General features: G+C 68.2%; 12 protein-coding genes. 7 read left to right on the forward strand and 5 right to left on the reverse strand.

Annotation, left to right across the window (positions count from 1 at the left end; genetic code table 11):
* The first annotated feature begins 88 nt into the window (after nucleotides 1–88).
* Nucleotides 89–1,189, forward strand: a complete 1,101-nt coding sequence (locus AC1RRS_RS07090) for a Gfo/Idh/MocA family protein (RefSeq protein WP_492854524.1) — start codon at nucleotides 89–91, stop codon at nucleotides 1,187–1,189.
* Between the two features lie 174 nt (nucleotides 1,190–1,363).
* On the opposite strand, the gene AC1RRS_RS07095 is transcribed toward AC1RRS_RS07090, so the two are convergent.
* The 3 genes from AC1RRS_RS07095 to AC1RRS_RS07105 form a co-directional block, all read right to left on the reverse strand.
* Nucleotides 1,364–3,646, reverse strand: a complete 2,283-nt coding sequence (locus AC1RRS_RS07095; RefSeq protein ID WP_492854525.1) for a TonB-dependent receptor — start codon at nucleotides 3,644–3,646, stop codon at nucleotides 1,364–1,366.
* A gap of 156 nt (nucleotides 3,647–3,802) precedes the next feature.
* Nucleotides 3,803–5,368 carry a sulfatase family protein gene (locus AC1RRS_RS07100; RefSeq protein WP_492854526.1) on the reverse strand — a complete coding sequence of 522 codons (1,566 nt, stop codon included), beginning with the start codon at nucleotides 5,366–5,368 and terminating at the stop codon, nucleotides 3,803–3,805.
* A 14-nt stretch (nucleotides 5,369–5,382) separates the two neighbouring features.
* On the reverse strand, nucleotides 5,383–6,657 hold the full coding sequence (locus AC1RRS_RS07105) for an MFS transporter (RefSeq protein WP_492854527.1): 1,275 nt from the start codon (nucleotides 6,655–6,657) through the stop codon (nucleotides 5,383–5,385).
* A gap of 276 nt (nucleotides 6,658–6,933) precedes the next feature.
* Between AC1RRS_RS07105 and AC1RRS_RS07110 the strand changes: the two genes are divergently transcribed.
* The 5 genes from AC1RRS_RS07110 to atzF all read left to right on the forward strand — a co-directional run bounded on the left by AC1RRS_RS07110 (nucleotide 6,934) and on the right by atzF (nucleotide 12,111).
* A complete protein-coding gene (locus AC1RRS_RS07110) occupies nucleotides 6,934–8,151 on the forward strand; it encodes a dipeptidase (RefSeq protein ID WP_492854528.1) in 1,218 nt (405 codons plus the stop codon).
* A 119-nt stretch (nucleotides 8,152–8,270) separates the two neighbouring features.
* Nucleotides 8,271–8,918 carry a cysteine hydrolase family protein gene (locus AC1RRS_RS07115; protein WP_492854529.1) on the forward strand — a complete coding sequence of 216 codons (648 nt, stop codon included), beginning with the start codon at nucleotides 8,271–8,273 and terminating at the stop codon, nucleotides 8,916–8,918.
* Entirely contained in the window at nucleotides 8,915–9,736 is an 822-nt protein-coding gene (locus AC1RRS_RS07120) for an urea amidolyase associated protein UAAP1 (RefSeq protein ID WP_492854530.1), read from the forward strand. Before AC1RRS_RS07115 ends, AC1RRS_RS07120 begins: the two co-directional genes overlap by 4 nt.
* Before the next feature lie 9 nt (nucleotides 9,737–9,745).
* Nucleotides 9,746–10,366 (forward strand): urea amidolyase associated protein UAAP2, encoded by a 621-nt coding sequence (locus AC1RRS_RS07125; RefSeq protein WP_110120530.1) that lies wholly within the window; start codon nucleotides 9,746–9,748, stop codon nucleotides 10,364–10,366.
* Entirely contained in the window at nucleotides 10,363–12,111 is a 1,749-nt protein-coding gene (gene atzF, locus AC1RRS_RS07130; RefSeq protein ID WP_492854532.1) for an allophanate hydrolase, read from the forward strand. The genes AC1RRS_RS07125 and atzF overlap by 4 nt, the downstream gene beginning before the upstream one ends.
* Nucleotides 12,112–12,236: 125 nt before the next feature.
* Here the strand turns inward: atzF and AC1RRS_RS07135 are convergent, their stop codons facing one another.
* Entirely contained in the window at nucleotides 12,237–13,514 is a 1,278-nt protein-coding gene (locus AC1RRS_RS07135) for a lipase family protein (RefSeq protein WP_492854533.1), read from the reverse strand.
* A gap of 359 nt (nucleotides 13,515–13,873) precedes the next feature.
* On the opposite strand from AC1RRS_RS07135, the gene AC1RRS_RS07140 reads away from it, so the two are divergent.
* Entirely contained in the window at nucleotides 13,874–14,809 is a 936-nt protein-coding gene (locus tag AC1RRS_RS07140; RefSeq protein ID WP_487290908.1) for a LysR family transcriptional regulator, read from the forward strand.
* A 121-nt stretch (nucleotides 14,810–14,930) separates the two neighbouring features.
* Here the strand turns inward: AC1RRS_RS07140 and AC1RRS_RS07145 are convergent, their stop codons facing one another.
* On the reverse strand, nucleotides 14,931–17,243 hold the full coding sequence (locus AC1RRS_RS07145; protein ID WP_492854534.1) for a TonB-dependent receptor: 2,313 nt from the start codon (nucleotides 17,241–17,243) through the stop codon (nucleotides 14,931–14,933).
* Between the last annotated feature and the right edge of the window lie 274 nt (nucleotides 17,244–17,517).

Raw genomic sequence — 17,517 nt, forward strand, 5'->3', positions numbered from 1 at the left:
GAAATACCGCTCTTGCCGAGCGGACGGGGTTCGTGTGACTGGCGGCTCTCACTCATGGGTACATGCTTTCAGTTCGGGGGATTTGAAGATGGTTGAGAAGCTCAAGGTCGGTCTGATCGGGGTCGGCATGATGGGCAACGAGCATCTGCGCAACCTCGAACTGATGCCGGACGCCCACGTGGCGGCCATCGCCGATCCGACGCCGGGCTCGCTGGACTGGGCGCGGGCGACCCTGGGCGACAAGGCCAAGGACGTCGAGGCCTTCGCCGACGGCGCCGAGATGCTGGCCAAGGTCGAACTCGACGCGGTGATCATCGTCTCGCCCAACTTCACCCATCGCAAGGTGCTGGAAGCGGCGCTGGCGACCAATGTGGCGATCCTCTGCGAGAAGCCGCTTTGCAGCGACCTGGCCGACGCCCGCTGGGCGGCCGAAACCGCCGATGCGCGCACAGCGAAGACCGGCGCCCTCTTCTGGACCGCCATGGAATACCGCTTCATGCCGCCGGCGGCCGAATTCATCCGCCGGGTGCACGCCGGCGACGTCGGCAAGCTGGCCATGCTGTCGATCCGCGAGCACCGCTTTCCGTTCCTGGTCAAGGTGGGCGACTGGAACCGGTTCGCCGCCAACACCGGCGGCACCATGGTCGAGAAGTGCTGCCACTTCTTCGACCTGATGCGCCTGATCACGCGGGCCGAGCCGGTCTCGGTGTTCTGTTCGGGGGCCATGGACGTCAACCACCTGGACGAACGCTACGACGGCAGGACGCCGGACATCATCGACAACAGCTACACCGTCGTCGAGTTCGACAACGGCGTGCGGGCCATGCTGGACCTCTGCATGTTCGCAGAGGGCGTCGAGGAGCAGGAGACCCTGACCGCCACGGGCTCGGAAGCCCGGCTGGAAGCCCTGATCCCGCCCGGCGACCTGGTCTTCGCCCCGCGCGTGCCGCTGGGCTCGCCCAAGAAGATGGTCCGCGAGCACGTGCCGGTCGACGAGGCGGCGATGAAGGCGGGCACCCACCATGGTTCGACCTTCTACCAGCTGCGGGCCTTCCTCGACGCGGTGCGCGACGGCGGAAGCCCCGCCGTCACCGCCCGCGACGGCCTGATGGCCGTGGCCATCGGAACCGCCGCCGAGATCAGCGCCCGCGAGAAGCGGGTGGTGACGCTGGCTGAACTGGGGTTCTGAGAAACTCTTTTACTCCCGTCATTCCCGCCCCTGTGGCGGGAAACCCTCTTTCAGCCGCAGGTGCGAGTGAAGCGGACCGCCTGCGGTCCGCCGCATTTTCACGTGCGAGCGGACCCAGGGGTTCCCGCCACGAGGGCGGGAATGACGGGAAGTTAGGAGAAGTGTTTCAGACCCTTAGAACTCCTTGCGCACCGAGAGACCCCAGTAGCGGGCGTTGTCGCGCGGCACGTAGCGGACCACGCCGGCCAGGCCGCCATAGACCAAGTACGGCGAGTACGACTTGTCGGCGATGTTCTTGACCACCGCGCGGACCGTCCAGCCGTTCTCGACGCCGACCAGGCCGACGCCGGCGTTCCAGATGCCGTAGGCCTTCTGGATGGTGTCCGGCGTCTCGGCCAGCGAGTACTGGGTGTCGTCCTTCCAGCTGTAGTCGGTCGACAGCACGACGTCGAAGGCGCTGTTCAGGCGCGTGCGGTACTCGACGTCGGTATAGGTCTTCCACTTCGGGGCGAAGGGCAGCGGCTGGCCGTCGATGTTGCAGCTGCTGGCGGCGCCGGTCGGGCAGTTGAAGTGCTCGACCGTGGCGTCGGTGTAGGCGAACGAGAAGCCCAGCTTCAGGCCCTGGGCCGGACGCAGGGTGAAGTCGCCTTCGACGCCCTGGCTGGACACCGAACCGGCGTTGATCAGACGGCTGACGATCGCCGCCGGCGTGCCGGCCACGTCGGTGAAGTTGGCCTGGTAGTTCTCGTAGTCGGTCTTGAAGATCGCCAGGGCGCCGACGAAGCGGCCGCCCAGGGCCGTGCCCTTGATGCCCGCTTCATACGAGTCCGAGGTCTCGGGCTTCAGCGATATCTCGTCGATCGCCTGCATGTTGAAATAGGTGTTGTAGGCGGGGCCCTTGTAGCCGCGCGAGTAGGTCGCATAGACGTTGACCGTTTCGGCCACGTCGTATTGCAGGCCGGCGCGGCCGCTCCAGCCGTCCTTCTCCAGCGAGCCCGCGCTCGTGTGGTTGGGACGGATGCCGGTCAGGGCCACGGTCGTGGTGGCCTGGCGGTCATGGTAGTAGCTCAGCTCGTCGCGGATCGCGCGGGCGCCGAGGATGGCGCGGAACTTCGGCGTGAAGTTGATGTTGCCCTCGCCGAAGATCGCGTAGTTCACGCCGCGCGTGCCGTAGCGGGCGACGCCATAGTCGCTGACCGCCGAACCCGAGACGATGCGGGTCAGGTCGCGGCGATAGACCTCGTCGGTCTCGGCCTTCAGGTAGTAGAGGCCGGCCACGTAGTCGATCAGCCCGCCCTTGGGCGAGGTGATGCGCAGTTCCTGCGAGACCTGGCTGAAGTCCACCTTGCCGTCATCGAAAGCGGTCGGGATGGCCGCGGTGGCCACGGCCAGTTGGTCGAAGTCCTGGCGCTGGTGGTTCTTCCAGCTGCGGTAGCCGCTGATGGAGGTGATCGTGAAATCGCCCACCTTCCAGTCCGCCTGGGCCGAGACGCCGCCGTTGCGGTCCTCGACGAAGCTGCGGACGTCGGCGTTGGTCTTGGTGTTGTTGGCGCCCGCGGTGATGCCCGAGGCGGCCAGGGCCGCGACCAGGGTCGGGTTCGCCGTCACGACGTTGGTCGGATAGGCCACGCGGTCGCTCGAGGCGAAGACGCCGGTCGGCGGATCCTCGTCCGAACGGCTGAAGTCGGCGCTGAAGGTCAGGGTCAGGTCGTCGCTCGGCGTGGCGACGATCTTGGCGCGGCCGCCGAAGCGGTCGTAGCCGTTCACCGTCTGGCCGGTGGTGACGTTCTTGACGTTACCGTCCCAGCCGCTCTTCAGGATCGACAGGCTGGCGCCCAGCTTGCCGTCGATCAGCGGACCCGAGACGCCGGCCTTCAGGCGGTATTCGTCGCCTTCGTACCAGGCGGCTTCGGCGAAGGCGTGGGCGTCGGGGCCCGGGTTCTTGCTGACGATGTTGACCACGCCGGCCGAGGCGTTCTTGCCGAACAGCGTGCCCTGCGGGCCGCGCAGCACCTCGATGCGTTCCAGCTCGACCAGATCGAGCGTCGTCTGGCCCGGACGCGACAGCACGACGCCGTCGATCACGGTCGAGACCGAGGGCTCGACGCCCGGCGAGGTGGTGATGGTGCCGACGCCGCGGATGAACACGGTGCGGTCCTTGTTCGAGGCCCCGGTGCGGAAGTCGACCGTCGGGATCGTCGAGGCGATGTCCTGCAGGTTGTTGAGGTTCTTGGCGGCGGCCGCGTCGCCCGACACGACGCTGATGGCCACCGGCACCTTGGTCACCGACTCCTCGCGATAGCGGGCGGTGACCTTGACCTCTTCAACGGTGTTGGAGTCGGCGCCGGCGTCGGCGGCGAGCGCGGCCGAACCGGTGGCGAGAAAGGCGGCACCGGCCAGCAGGGCCAGGCGCAAGGTGTGGGCGCGGCCCCGGCGGGCGGCGGTACGAACAGTCATGGCATATCCCCAAGGGCCGGCGTTCGGCGTCGGCTTCCAGGGGAAGGTTCGTATTCCTACTAATCCGATGGGAGTAGAAAGATATTCTTGGCCGATCCTCGGATTTCCTAAGGGCGGCAAGGCTTCCCTAGCGTCACACCAACCGCCTGACTTCGCCTACTCCCGGGCCTTCAGCAGCACCGCCGGGAAGTCGGCCGGAACCGCCCCGTCGGCGTCGCGCAGCAAGTGGCGGCCTCCCACAGGCAAAGGCAGAGGGATCGACAGGCCGTCCTGCTCCTCCAGCCGCTGGAACAATCGCTCCGTCAGGCGCGCGACCACCGCCTCGTGGCCCGGGCTGTGGATCAGGTTCACCGTCTCGTTCGGATCGGCCTGCAGGTCGTAGAGTTCATCGATGTCCCAGACGCCGTGATAGTGGATGTACTTGTAGCGACCCTGGCGGATGGCGTGGACCGTCGGGGTCTGCGGGAAGTTGCGCTCCCAGTAGTATTCGTAGAGCAGCTCGGTGCGCCACGGCACGTCCTCGCCACGCGTCAGGGGCAGCATGTCCTCGCCTTGCAGGCCTTCGGGCGCCTCCAGACCGGCGACCGCCAGCAGGGTCGGCGCGATGTCGAGATTGGCCACCACCTGCTCGACCACCGTCCCGCCCGGGAACAGTTCGGGGCAGCGCGCCAGCATCGGGATGCGCATCGACTCCTCATAGGCCGTACGCTTGTCGATCAGGCCGTGCTCGCCGAACGCGAAGCCGTTGTCGCCCATGTAGAGCACCAGGGTGCTGTCGAGCTCGCCCTTGGCTTCCAGGTGGTCGAGGACGCGGCCGATGCCTTCGTCGACCGACAGCATCGTCTCGGCGTAGCGCTTGTAGTAGTGCGCCAGGTCCAGGTTGGTGTGGTACGGGAAATCGGCCCCGTGCCAGCTGTTACGCTGGTTCTTGACCCAGACCGGCTGGCCCTCGGCCTGCTCGGGGGGCAGGTTCAGGCTTTCCGGATAGCGGAACTCGGCGTCGTCGTAGCGGCCCAGGTGGCGCGGCGCGGGAATGAACTCGGCGTGCACGGCCTTGTGGGCCAGGAACAGCAGCCAGGGCTTGTCGCCGTCGCGGGCTTCCAGCCAGTCCATGGCGTAGTCGGTCAGCTCGTCGGTCAGATAGCCCTTCTGGGGCACGCGCTCGCCGTTGATGTTCAACCCATCGCCGTTGGGCCAGTAGTCGCCCTGGCCCTTGAAGCTGATCCAGTGGTCGAAGCCGCGCTGCGGGTCGTCGCCCTCCACGCCCATGTGCCACTTGCCGATGAAGGCGGTCTCATAGCCGGCCGCTTGCAGATATTCCGGGAAGAAGGTCACGTCCGGCCGGATCGGGTGGTTGTTGTCCACCACCCGGTGCTGGTGGGCGTAGAGGCCGGTGAAGATCGTGGCGCGCGACGGCGAGCACAGGGCCGTGGTGACGAAGGCGTTCTTGAAGTGCGCGCCCTGCGCCGCCAGTCGGTCGAGCACCGGGGTCTCGACGAAGGGCTGGGCGCCGGTGAAGCCCATGGCGTCGAAGCGATGGTCATCGGTCAGCACTACGACGATGTTGCGCGGCTTCACGCCGGGCTTGGCCTTCAGAACGAGGTCCTTGGGCAGCGGCGATGCGACCTCTTCGCTCGACGCGTCCCAGGAGACGGCGTGGAACGGCTTGTCCAGGCCCTCGGCGGCCAGCAGCACGCCGCGGGTGGTGGTGTCTTGCGACATGGATACTCTCTCGATCAAGCCTGGGCGGCCTGGAGGCGCGGCACGAAGATTTGCAGCCAGGCCACGGCGATCAGGTAGGAGACGGCGGCGATGGCCAGCAGCGGCAGGTAGCCCGCGCCGCGTTGGAGCAGCTCGCCCGCCAGCAGCACGATGCCCATGCCGGCGAGGTTGCCGCAGAAGGCGCCAAAGCTGGTCACCGAGCCCACCCGATCCTTGGGCGTGATGTCGGCGATGGTGGCGAACATGTTGGTCGAGAAGCCCTGGTGCGCGGCCAGGGTCAGGCCCAGCAGCAGCACCGCCAGCCAGTAGTTGTCGACCAGCACCGCCAGCGGCACCGGCGTCACCAGCAGGGCGCAGACCAGCATCGAGCCCTTGCGCACCGTGTTGATCGACAGGCCCCGGGCCAGCAGCCGCGAGGCGATCCAGCCGGAGAACACCGAGCCGACGGCCGCGAAGCCGTAGACCACGGCCAGGGGCTTGCCGATGTCGTGCATGCCGACGTGGAAGACCCGATGGAAGAAGTCCGGGGCCCAGAACAGCAGCAGCCACCAGACCTGGTCGGACAGCGCCTTGGCGCCGGCCACGCCCCAGGTGCGACGGTCCGACAGCAGGACCTTCAGGCCAATCTTGCCCGTAGGCTGCCCCGCGACCTCGACCGGCTTGTCGGGCGCGAGCTGCAAGCCGCGCGTCGAGACGAACCACAGGGCCACCCAGAGGAAACCGAGCGCGCCGACCACCACGAACGAGGCCCGCCAGCCGACCACCGCCGACAGCAGCGGCAGCAGCAGCGGCGTGACGATCGCCCCGATATTGGAGGCGCCGTTGGAGATGCCGAACGCCACCGACCGCATCCGCGCCGAGAACAGCGCCCCGATGGTCTTCACATAGGACGGCGTGCCCATCGACTCCGTCGCGCCCAGGGCGACGCGAGCCGCCGAGAACTGCAGCATGGTGTTGGCCCCGCCATGGGCCATGGCTGCTAGGCTCCAGGTCGCCACCCCGACGGGCGCGGCCCATTTGACGCCGAGCTTGTCGACGATGCCGCCGGTGAACAGGAAGGCGATCGCCGCCGAGAACTGGAACAGCGAGGCGAGGCGCCCGTAGTCGGCGTCGCTCCAGCCCATGTCCTGCTCGATGATCGGCTTGAGCACCGCGATCACCTGCCGGTCCACATAGTTGAGGATGCCGGCGAAGATGATCAGGCCCAGCAGCAGCCAGCGGCGGCGCTCGGCGGCGGTCTGGGCGGGCGTCTGACCCGCGGTCTGGGACACGGCTGCGGCGTCGATCATCGAACGGTCTCCAAAGCAAAGCCAAACCCGATGGCGACGCTAGGAATTACGCCTTAGACGAGGCCGCGCCGGGCGGGTTGGCAGAATTTCTGGACGCCCTGCCAGCACCGCCGCCGCGCCCAGCTTTACCGGCGGCAATATCCGACATGAGAACACCGCATTGGCCGCCGCCGCAAAGCCCGGTCTAGCGTCGCAGAAGGCCGCGCCCCTTCCGGGACTCGGGCCGCTCCCCTCCCCCGATCGCAAACCAGAGCCGACCACAGAAAGCTCGACGTCATGTTCCGTCCCCTCCTCCTCGCCACCGCGGGCCTGCTGGCCCTGGCGACCGCCGGCGCGACCCAGGCCGCCGATCTCGACGCCAAGGCCGTCCATGCCCGCGTCCTGGTGCTCGACAGCCACGTGGACGTACCCCAGGACCTGGGCGTCGGCGCCCACGAGGCGGCCGTCGACGGCGACGGCCAAGTCGACCTGCCCAAGCTCGAGCGCGGCGGCGTCGATGCGGCGGTGCTGGCGGTGTTCGTCTCGCAAGGCCCGCGCACGCCGGAGGGCTACGCCAAGGCCCGCAAGGACGCCGACGGCAAGCTGGCCGCCATTCGGGGGATCGCCGAGCGCCATCCCGACCGCGCCGTCCTGGCCCTGAAGGCCGCCGAAGTCGAGGCCGCCGCCAAGGCCGGCAAGCGGGCGATCATCGTCGGCTTCCTCAACGCCTACCCCTTTGGCGAAGACCTGGCGCCGATCGACGCCTACTACGCCGCGGGCGTGCGCAGCTTCGGCTTCGTCCACGCCGGCAACAACGCCTTCGCCGACTCCTCGCGTCCCAGCGGCGGGACCAAGGTCGAGTGGGGCGGGCTGTCGCCGCTGGGCAAGCAGGCGGTGGCCAAGCTCAACGACCTGGGCGTGATCATCGACGTCTCGCAGCTGACGCCGGACGGGGTGAAGCAGGTGCTGGCGCTCAGCCGCGCGCCGGTCTTGGCCAGCCACTCGGGCGTGCAGGGCGTGGTCGACAGCCCGCGCAACCTGTCGGACGCCGAACTCGACGCCATCGCCGCCAAGGGCGGGGTCGTGCAGATCGTCGCCTTCGGCCCATACCTCGTGAAGCCGGGTTCCGACTTCCCGCCCAAGGTCGCGGCCCTGCGCGCGCAATACGCCCTGCCGGTCGCCTATGTTCGCCCCGCCGACGGGACCGAGGCCCTGACGCCAGAGAAGCGGCTGGACTACAGCCACGCCGTCAACGCCCTGCTCCCCAAGGCGACGGTGAAGGACCTGGCCGACTCCGTCGACTACGCCGTCAAGCGCGTCGGGATCGACCATGTGGGCCTGTCGTCCGACTTCAACCATGGCGGCGGCGTCGTCGGCAGGAGCAATGAAGGCGAAGCCGCTAACGTCACGGCCGAACTGGTGCGGCGCGGCTATTCCGAGGCCGACATCGGCAAGCTATGGGGCGGCAACTACCTGTGCGTCTTCCGCGCCGTCGAGAAGGCCGCCAAGCGCTAGACCACGAACGCCGCCGGTTCAGTTGCCGCGATCCGCAACCAACTTTTCCGGCGGCGTCATTTCTCCGAACGCCGCGCGCTGGTCTTGGTGATCTTCAAGAGACACCAGGGAATCCAGCCTTGACCTACACCCCCGACAACGCCCGACCGATGATCGTCGGTCAGCCCGTCCTCGTCGTCATCGACGTCCAGAAGGGCTCGTTCATGGACTGGGCGCCGTCGGAGCGCCTGCCCCTGCTGCCCGACCGCGTCGAGCGCATGCACCGCGTGCGCACCCTGGTCGACGCCGCCCGCGCCGCCGACATCCCCGTGGTGTTCTTCAAGGAAGTGCACCGCCCCAACATGATCGACTTCGGCCGCGAGCTGGACGGCCGCGAGGACGTGCACTGCATCGAGACCTCGCCGGGCACCGAGTTCGCCATTGAAGAACTGGGCATCGTCGAGGGCGACTACCTGCTCGCCAAGCGCCGCTACTCCTGCTTCTACGGCACCGAGCTGGAGATCCTGCTCAAGGGCCTGAAGGCCGAGACGCTGATCCTCTGCGGCGGCTTCACCGACGTCTGCGTGCACTACACTTTCGTCGACGGCCACCAGGGCGACTACTACTGCCGCGTGGTCGAGGACTGCGTGACGGCCTCGTCGACGCCGGCCCACGACGCGGCGCTGAACGCCATGGAATACATGCAGACCGGCGCGCGCCGGATGTCGAACGAGATCGTCGACGGCTTCGAGGCCTACGCCGCCAAACAGGCGGAGAGCGCTGCATGAGCACCGCCGATCCCTACGGCGCCCAGGCCCATGCCCGCGCCCAGGGCGGCGCGGTGGTCGAGGCCATGCCCACCCTGCCCGCCTCGGCCGCGGTCGATCTGCCCGAAGGCGTCTCGCCGGACGACATGGTCTGGGCCGAGACGATCGCGGCCGGCGGCTATGCCTCGAAGCAGATCGCCCGTGGGACCCGCCTGCGCCTGACCGACCTGGCCGGCGACGGCTGCGTCTCGATGCTGCTGTTCAACGCCGAGCGCCCGGTCGAGCGGCTGAACGTGGCCGACACCCTGAAGATCCAGTGGAACGGCTATCTGGGCGCCGGCCGCTTCCTGCTGTCGGACATGGGCCGGGCGCTGATGAGCATCCTGGAGGACGAGGCGGGCACGCACGACGCCTTCTGCGGCCCGTCCACGCCCTGGAGCATCGCGGCGAAATACGGTCAGGCAGGCAACTACGGCCCGCATCCGTCGAGCCGCGAGCGGTTCGGCCTGGCGGTCGGCAAGTACGGCCTCTCCCGCAAGGACATCCATCCCTGCATCACCTGGTTCAAGGGCGCCAAGGTCGAGGCCGACGGCGCGATCACGCCGCAGGTCGGCCCGTTCGCTCCGGGCCGCAGCCTGCTGCTGCGGGCCGAGATGGACCTGATCGTGGTGCTGGCCAACACCCCGCACGTGATGGACCCGCGTCCCGACTACACGGTCACCCCCGTGCGGGCCCAGGCCTGGCGCGGCCCCGTGGCCGCCGCCGACGACCCGATCCGCACCGGCACGCCGGAGGGCCTGCGCGCCTTCCTGAACGTCGAAGACTACTACGCCCGCTAGGAGGGTCCGATGCGCGAAGACCTCAACACGACGGTGCTGCACGACGAGGTGGTGCCCGCCCGCGCACCATGGATGCACGACCTGAAGGCCGGCGAGACGCTGGAGATCATCGACCTGGAGGGCAACCAGGCGGTCGACTTCCTGATGTACGCCACCGCCGACGACGCCGAACGCTACAGCGCCCAGGACACCATCGCCGCCCAGGGCAACCTCTTCCTGCGCGACGGGGCGGTGCTGCTGTCGAACGAGGGCCGGCCGATGATGCGGATCGTGGCCACCAACGTCGCCTATCACGACACCATCGGCGGGGCCTGCTCGTGCGAGAGCAACACCCTGCGCTACGGCCATCACACCAAGAACCAGCACGCCTGTGTCGACAACTTCCTCGACGCCAACGGCCGGGCCGGCCGCAACAAGCGCGACATGGTCAGCAACATCAACTGGTTCATGAATGTCCCCGTCGAGGCCGACGGCGCCCTGGGCATCGTCGACGGCATCTCGGCGCCGGGCCTGTCGGTGACCCTGCTGGCGGAGATGGATGTCACGGTGGTGGTCTCCAACTGCCCGCAGATCAACAACCCCTGCAACGGCTTCAACCCGACGCCGGTGCGGATGGTGGTGCGGGCGTGACCGCCCGGGCCGTCGCTGTGGCCATCGCCGTCGGTGAAACGACCGCGCTGGAGGCGGCCGACGCCGCCCTGGCCCGCATAGCCGCCTACGACGCCGTCCAGCCCCAGGTCTGGATCGAGCGGCTGGATCCGGAAGCCGTCCGCGACTACGCCCGCGCCGTCGATGCGCGGATCGCGGTCGGCGAAGTCCTGCCGCTGGCGGGGGCGACCTTCGCCATCAAGGACAATATCGACCTGGCCGGCCTGCCCACGACGGCCGGCTGCCCGGACTTCGCCTATGCGCCGGAGGGCTCGGCCACCGTGGTGCAGCGGCTGATCGCGGGGGGCGCTATCCCGGTCGGCAAGACCAATCTCGACCAGTTCGCCACCGGCCTGAACGGCACGCGCAGCCCGCACGGCGCGCCGCACTGCGTGTTCAACCGCGCCTTCGTCAGCGGCGGATCGAGCTCTGGCTCGGCCGTCGCCGTAGCGGCGGGTCTCGTCGACTTCGCCTTAGGCACCGACACCGCCGGCTCGGGCCGGGTGCCGGCCGCCTTCAACAACCTGGTCGGCTTCAAGCCCACCAAGGGCCGCTGGAGCACCAGCGGCCTCGTGCCGGCCTGCCGGTCGCTGGACTGCATCAGCGTCTTCACCCGCGATCTCGACGACGCCGAACTGGTCGACGCGGTCGCCGCCGGCTTCGACGCGGCCGATCCGTTCTCGCGTCCGCTGGAGGATCGCCCGCGCGACGCCAAGCGTCTGGGCGCGCCCCTGCCCCATCAGCGCAACTTCCTCGGCGACGCGACCGCCGCCCACCTCTACGAGCAGGCGCTGGAGCGCTTCGCCGCCGACGGCGCGGAGATCGTGCCGATCGACATCGACTTCCTCAGCGAGGCCGCCCAGTTGCTCTACGGCGGCCCGTGGGTGGCCGAGCGGACGGCGGCGCTGAAGACGATGCTGGCCGACAAGCCGGACGCCATCGATCCCACCGTGCGGACCATCGTCGAGGCCGGCCTGGGCGTCACCGCCGTCGAGCTGTTCGAAGGCGAATACCGGCTGAAGGCCCTGGTCCGCCGAGCCGAAGCGATGTGGGACGAGATCGACCTGCTGGTCCTGCCCACCGCGCCGACCGCTTTCCGCATCGCCGAGATGAAGGCCGAGCCGATCCGGCTGAACGCGGCGCTGGGCCTCTACACCAACTTCGTCAACCTGCTCGACATGAGCGCCCTGGCCGTGCCGGCGGGCTTCCGGGGCGGCGATGTCGGCTTCGGCGTCACCCTGATCGGGCCGGCCCATGCCGACCGAGCCCTGATTGAAGCTGCTCGCCCCTACATCGCGCGGTTCGATGCGCCCGCTCCCGCCCTGGACCTTGGAGACAAGATGGAAACCGTCACCCTCGCCGTCGTCGGCGCCCACCTGCAAGGCATGCCGCTGCACTGGCAGCTGACCTCGCGCAACGCCCGCTTCCTGGGCGAAGCCAAGACCGCGCAGAGCTACCGCCTCTACGCCATCGCCAACTCGACCCCGCCCAAGCCGGCCCTGGTGCATGCCGAAGGCGGCGCGCCGATCGCCGTCGAGCTCTACGAACTGGACCTGGCCGCTTTCGGCAGCTTCACCGCCGAGGTGCCCGCCCCTCTGGCCATCGGCTCGGTGACCCTGGACGACGGCCGCACGGTGAAGGGCTTCGTGGCCGAGCCGCGCGCGCTGGACGGCGCGAGCGAGATCACCGGCTTCGGCGGGTGGCGGGCCTATATCGCCAGTCTTTGAGCGGCCATTTCACCCGTAAAATCCCCGCGAAAGCGGGGACCCAGGTGTTTTATCCTCGAGCGCCATGCGCTTCAGAAAAGCCTAGGCCCCCGCTTTCGCGGGGGTTTTTCGGTTTGGGGAACAGCTCAGCCTTCCGGCTCCTGCAACGCCCCCGGCGGGATCAGGCTCGAGCACAGGTTCGCCACCGGCTTGTCGTGCAGCACCTTCTCGACGAAGGCCGGCGAGTCCGCGCGCGAGCGCATCACCGCGCTGCCGTGGGTGGCGTGCGGGTAGTAGCGCCATTCGACGGTGTTGCCGGCCGCGCACATGGCCGAGACGAAGTTGTACTGGCTGACGGTCTGGGCGTCGGAGTCGGCCAGACCCGTGCCGATGAAGACCGGGGTCGGGATCTTCACGTCCGGAAAGTCGCTCAGGGCGTCGGCCCGCGCCTCGAGCGCGTCGATCGGCCGGCTGTAGAGCTTTGAGACCGGCAGGGCGATCTCACGGGCGAAGGTGCGCAGACCGCCCATGCAGGTGGTCTGGGCCTTTTCCAGCAGCGGGCGGCCCGCTTCGGCGATGTAGTCCTCGGCGCGGATGCCCTGCGGGTCGATCGAGCGCACCGTGCCAAGGAAGTAGAGGATCTCATAGGCCGCGTTCCCGCCGGCGTCGCGGTCGGTGTAGAGGCTGGGGACCGCCTCCTGCGGCGCGCCGCGGGTGTTGTTGGTGTGGGCCACGACGCCCGTGGCCACCGTACCCTTGATCTTCAGGTCGGGGGCGTAGCTCGGCGCCCAGTAGGCGGCGGCCAGGGCAGCGCCCGAGCCCTGGGACTGGCCCATGGTCACCACCTTGTTGGCCAGTTGGCCGGGATAGGCCTTCAGCACCGCCCGCACGCTGTCGAGCACGGCCAGGCCTTCCGATCGCGATTGCAGATACGGATGCGGGCCGGGCGTGCCGAGCCCGGCATAGTCGGTGGCGACGATGGCGTAGCCGGCTTCCAGCCAGGCCGACAGGTACTGCTGGTCGCGCTCGGAGCGCGGCATGAACGACGGGGCGCAGACGTCGGCGACGCCCGTCGTGCCATGGGCCCAGGCAATCACCGGCCAGCCGCCGGCCGGCGGCGCGCCCTTGGGGAAGAACACCGCGCCGGAGACCGTGACCATCTTCTTGTCGTCCAGCCAGTCGGTGGAGCTGTAGAGGATGCGCTCGGCCCGGCCAGCGCCGGCCAGCGCGTCCTCGGCGGGCAGCGCCTCCCGCCTCAGCATCATGCCGGGCAACGACGGCGTCGCGCCTGTCCAGCGATAGAAAGGCGTGACGCCGCCGTCTCCGGCCCAGCGGTCGGCCGAGGGCGGAACGGGTTGCGCCATGACCGGTCCGGCGACCATGGCCGCGGCCGCGAGAAGGCAGGAAAGACGGGTTCGAAGCATCGGCGGCGGATCCTGGCAGGCGCGAAAGCGCGGTTTCGACGCCCAGTCCGGTCGATCGCCTTAGTTGCCGAAAGCGGAAAGATCGCCTTTCCCGGCTCGCCGCCCGCTCGTCGCGTGACGGTCGCCGAACGACGAGTTTTCGCCAGCGACGCATCCCGCGCAAAATTCAGGCGCCGGCCATCAGCTTTTCAGCAAACCCCAGGGATTTCCGGTTTCTAGCCGCCGGCGATCTTAGCCCCATCCCGCCCGGTGCTATTCCGAACAGGCGTCGACCGTGGATCGCGAGCATCAGATTGCGTCGCTTCCCCGGTCTTCGGGAATGCCCGCATGGGCAATCATTGTTGTCGGACGAGCCAAGTATGGAACTGGGTCTGAAGCGTTTCACCGGCCGGGTCAGCGACAACGACCTGCGCCTGCTGCGCACCTTCGCTACAGTGGTCAAGCACGGCGGTTTCGTCGCCGCCGAGTCCGAGTTGCAGATCGGCCTGCCGTCGATCAGCCGCTACATAAAGGACCTGGAGATCCGCCTGGGCGCGCGGCTGTGCGAACGCGGCCGGCGCGGCTTCACCCTCACCGCCGAGGGCGCGCGGGTGCATGAGGCCTGCGAGAAGCTGTTCGACGAACTCGACCTGTTCGAGGCCCGGGTGCGCGACATCCACGCCAGCCCCGCGGGCGCCATCCGCATCGGCATGGTCGACGCCCTGGTCGGCGATCCCAACTTCCGCCTGCCGGAGGTGTTCGACGGCTACAAGGCGGCCTATCCGAACGTGCACTTCAACATCTCGACCACGACCTCGAACCTGATCGAGCAGGCGGTGATCGAGAACAATCTCGACGTCGGCGTGGTGTTCGAGCGCCGGCCGATGGAGCAGTTGCGCTACCACTTCCTCTACGAGGAGGTCAGCTGGCTCTACTGCACCGAGGACCACCCGGCCTGGCGTCTGCGCGCCCATGACGACCGGGTCGACCTGGAGGACATCGCCTCCTACGACTTCGTCGGCTACCCGTTCGAGCACGAGATGGAGCGGCTGGGGGTCAGCGGCCTGCTGAAGCGCACGGCGACGGTCACCCACATGGAGTCGATCGCCATGATGATCGCCTCGGGCCGCTATCTGGGCTTCCTGACCGAGCATCAGGTCGCGGGCATGGGCGGCGGCAAGCGCTTCCACAAGGTCGCCCCGGAGACCTTCTCCTACGCCAGCAAGATCTCGGTGATCACTCGCCAGGGCCATCCGCCGCCGCTGGTCGCGGCCTTCATCCAGCAGGTCGAGGCGGCCCGCGCCCGGGTGAACTGAAGACCGGGGTGAACGAAAAAGGGGCGCTCCGTGAGGAGCGCCCCTTTCTTCTTGCCCATTCGAGAACTCGCCACCCCGGCCGCAGCGAAGCGGAAAGCCGGGATGGCGCTCCTCTCGGAGACTAGAACTTCGCCTTCACGTTCAGGCCTACGGTGCGCGGACGCAGCGCCAGGCCCTGGGTGACGAACAGCACCGAGGGCTTCTGGATGATGGTGTCCTCGTTCAGCAGGTTCTTGGCGAACAGCGACAGCTGGATGTCGGCGACATCCACGCCGATGCTGGCGTCCACCAGGTCGTAGGACGGGCGGCGGTAGTCCTTGCTGGTCGTCGAGTAGGAGCCGTAGCTCTCGCCCGTGTGCGACCAGTTCACGCTGGCGAAGCCGTCGATGCGATCGGTGATCGCGTGGTCATAGTCGAAGCCCACCGAGAAGGTGTTCTCCGGCGTGCCCAGCAGCTTGGAGCCGTCGACCGCGCCGGTGCCCTTGGCGGCCTGCGTGATCTTGGCGTCGGTGACCGCGCCCGACAGATTGAGGGTCAGGTTGTCGGTCAGGGCCGCGCGCAGTTCGAACTCGCCGCCCTGGCTGCGGGCGTCGCCGGCGTTGCCGGTGATCACCGAGCCGCAGGTCGACAGGCGCACCGACTGCTGGACGTTCTTCCAGTCGATGTAGAAGGCCGAGGCGTTGAAGGTCACGCGGCCGTCGAACAGGCGGGTCTTGGCGCCGCCCTCGTAGCTCCACAGGCTGTCGGGGCGATAGCTCTTGGCGTCGGAGAGACCCAGGCTGCGCACATCGGCCGCGCAGAACGAGGTCAGGGCGTTGTTCTGGCCGCCCAGGCGGAAGCCCTTGGCGGCGTTGGCGTACAGCGACACCGACTTGGAGGCCTCGTAGGTCACCGCGAACTTCGGCGTCAGCGGCGCCGAGCGGGTGGAGGCGTCGTCATGGGCCGGCGCGCCATCGGCCAGCCAACCGCCCTCCTCCAGCGCATATTGGCTGGACGCCTTGACCTGGCGCAGGCCCACGGTGGCCTTGAGCTTGTCGGTGACCTTGAACGAGCCCTCGGCGAAGACGGCCATCTGGTTGTTGCGGCGCACCGAGTTGAAGTAGCCGATCAGGCCGCCCGGCGTGGCGTAGCCGAGCGCCGCCTGGGTCGTGGTCCCCAGTTCGGAGGCGACGGCGGCGTCGAGACCCAGCACATATTCGTGGTCGAGGCTGGTGATCTTCTGCTTGGCGAAATAGGCGCCGACCTGCCACTCGTAGCGCTTGCCGCTTTCAGCCAGCGACGGCGAGGCCAGGCGGAATTCCTGGCTATAGGTCGCCACGGCGTCCTTGTTGCGCATGATCCCCGGCAGGGCGGCGATCGTCTCGTAGGTGTCGCCATAGCTGTCGTCGAGCACGCTGGCGACGTACTCGCTGTCATAGATCGAGCCGTCGAACTGGCGGTCGAAGCTGCGATAGGCGTAGCCGCTGATCGAGGTGAAGGTCAGGTCGCCGAAGCGCTTCTCCACCGTCACGCTCGGCGCGAACAGGGTGTCCTGGCTGGGCTCGCGCACCGACCGGTTCTCCTGGAACTTGCCCAGCGACAGCTTGGTGATGCCGGTGTCGTCGGCGTCGGTCTGCTGCCACTGCACCGTCGAGCTGACCTTCAGGTCGTCGGTCGGCTCCCACAGGAAGCTGGCGCGCAGGGCCGTGGTGCGCTCGGCGTCGACGTTCTTGTTATCGACGACGCCGGCCGAATTGACGTGGTCGACGAAGCCGCTCTGGTACTCGCGCTGCACGGCAAGGCGGAAGGCGGCGTTCTCGCCGACCGGAGCATTGATCATGCCGCCGAACAGGTAGTTCACGCCGCCTTCGTCGGTGTGCGAGACCTCGCCCTCGGCGCTGCTCTCATAGCCGCCCAGCTTCGGCGTCTTGGTGATGAAGCGCAGGGTGCCGCCCAGCGAGCTGTCGCCGTAGAGCGTGCCTTGCGGCCCGCGCAGCACTTCGACGTGGTCGAGGTCGAACAGGCGCGGCAGGGTCACGCCGGTGAAGAACTGGTTCGGGATCGTCAGCGACACGTCGTTCAGATAGACGCCGACCGTCGCCGAACCCTGGGACGAGCTGATGCCACGCAGGCTGATGCGCGACAGGCCGCTGTTGCCGGTGTTGCTGAACGACAGGCCCGGGGTGCTGCGGGCAAGATCGGCGTAGTTGGCCACGTGCTGCTTGGCCAGTTGGTCGCCGGTCAGGACGCTGATGCTCAGCGGCACGTCGCGCACGTTCTCCGAACGCTTCTGGGCGGTGACGACCAGTTCGGGCACGACGTTGTCATCGGCCGGCGCCGTCGCGGTCTGCGCCCAGGCCAGGGTCGGCGACACGGCCGCCAGCATCCCGGCGACCATCAGCGTCGCCTTCAGGCCGCGCTTGCGTCGGCGAGCCGTCACGAAATCCGAATACATCACGATTATCCCCTTGAGCTTGAAAGCCTTCGGACGGGCCTGGCCTCTTGATCGAGGGTGCTGCGGACGCGGGTTCCTGGCGCTTTCCTCCTCCCGGAAAGGCCGCCCGCGTCTCGCTCAAGCCGGTCTCCATGCGAGGATTTGGCAGGAGCCCGCCAGCGAGAATGTCGCGTTGCACAATGATGGTTGCGCGAATTTGGAAGTGAACGGCGACGCTTCCCAAGCGGACCAGCGGTTCGTTACGCGGCCCGCCAAGCATGGTTGCTAAGAACGG

This window comes from Caulobacter sp. GW821-FHT12A07 (assembly GCF_058807655.1).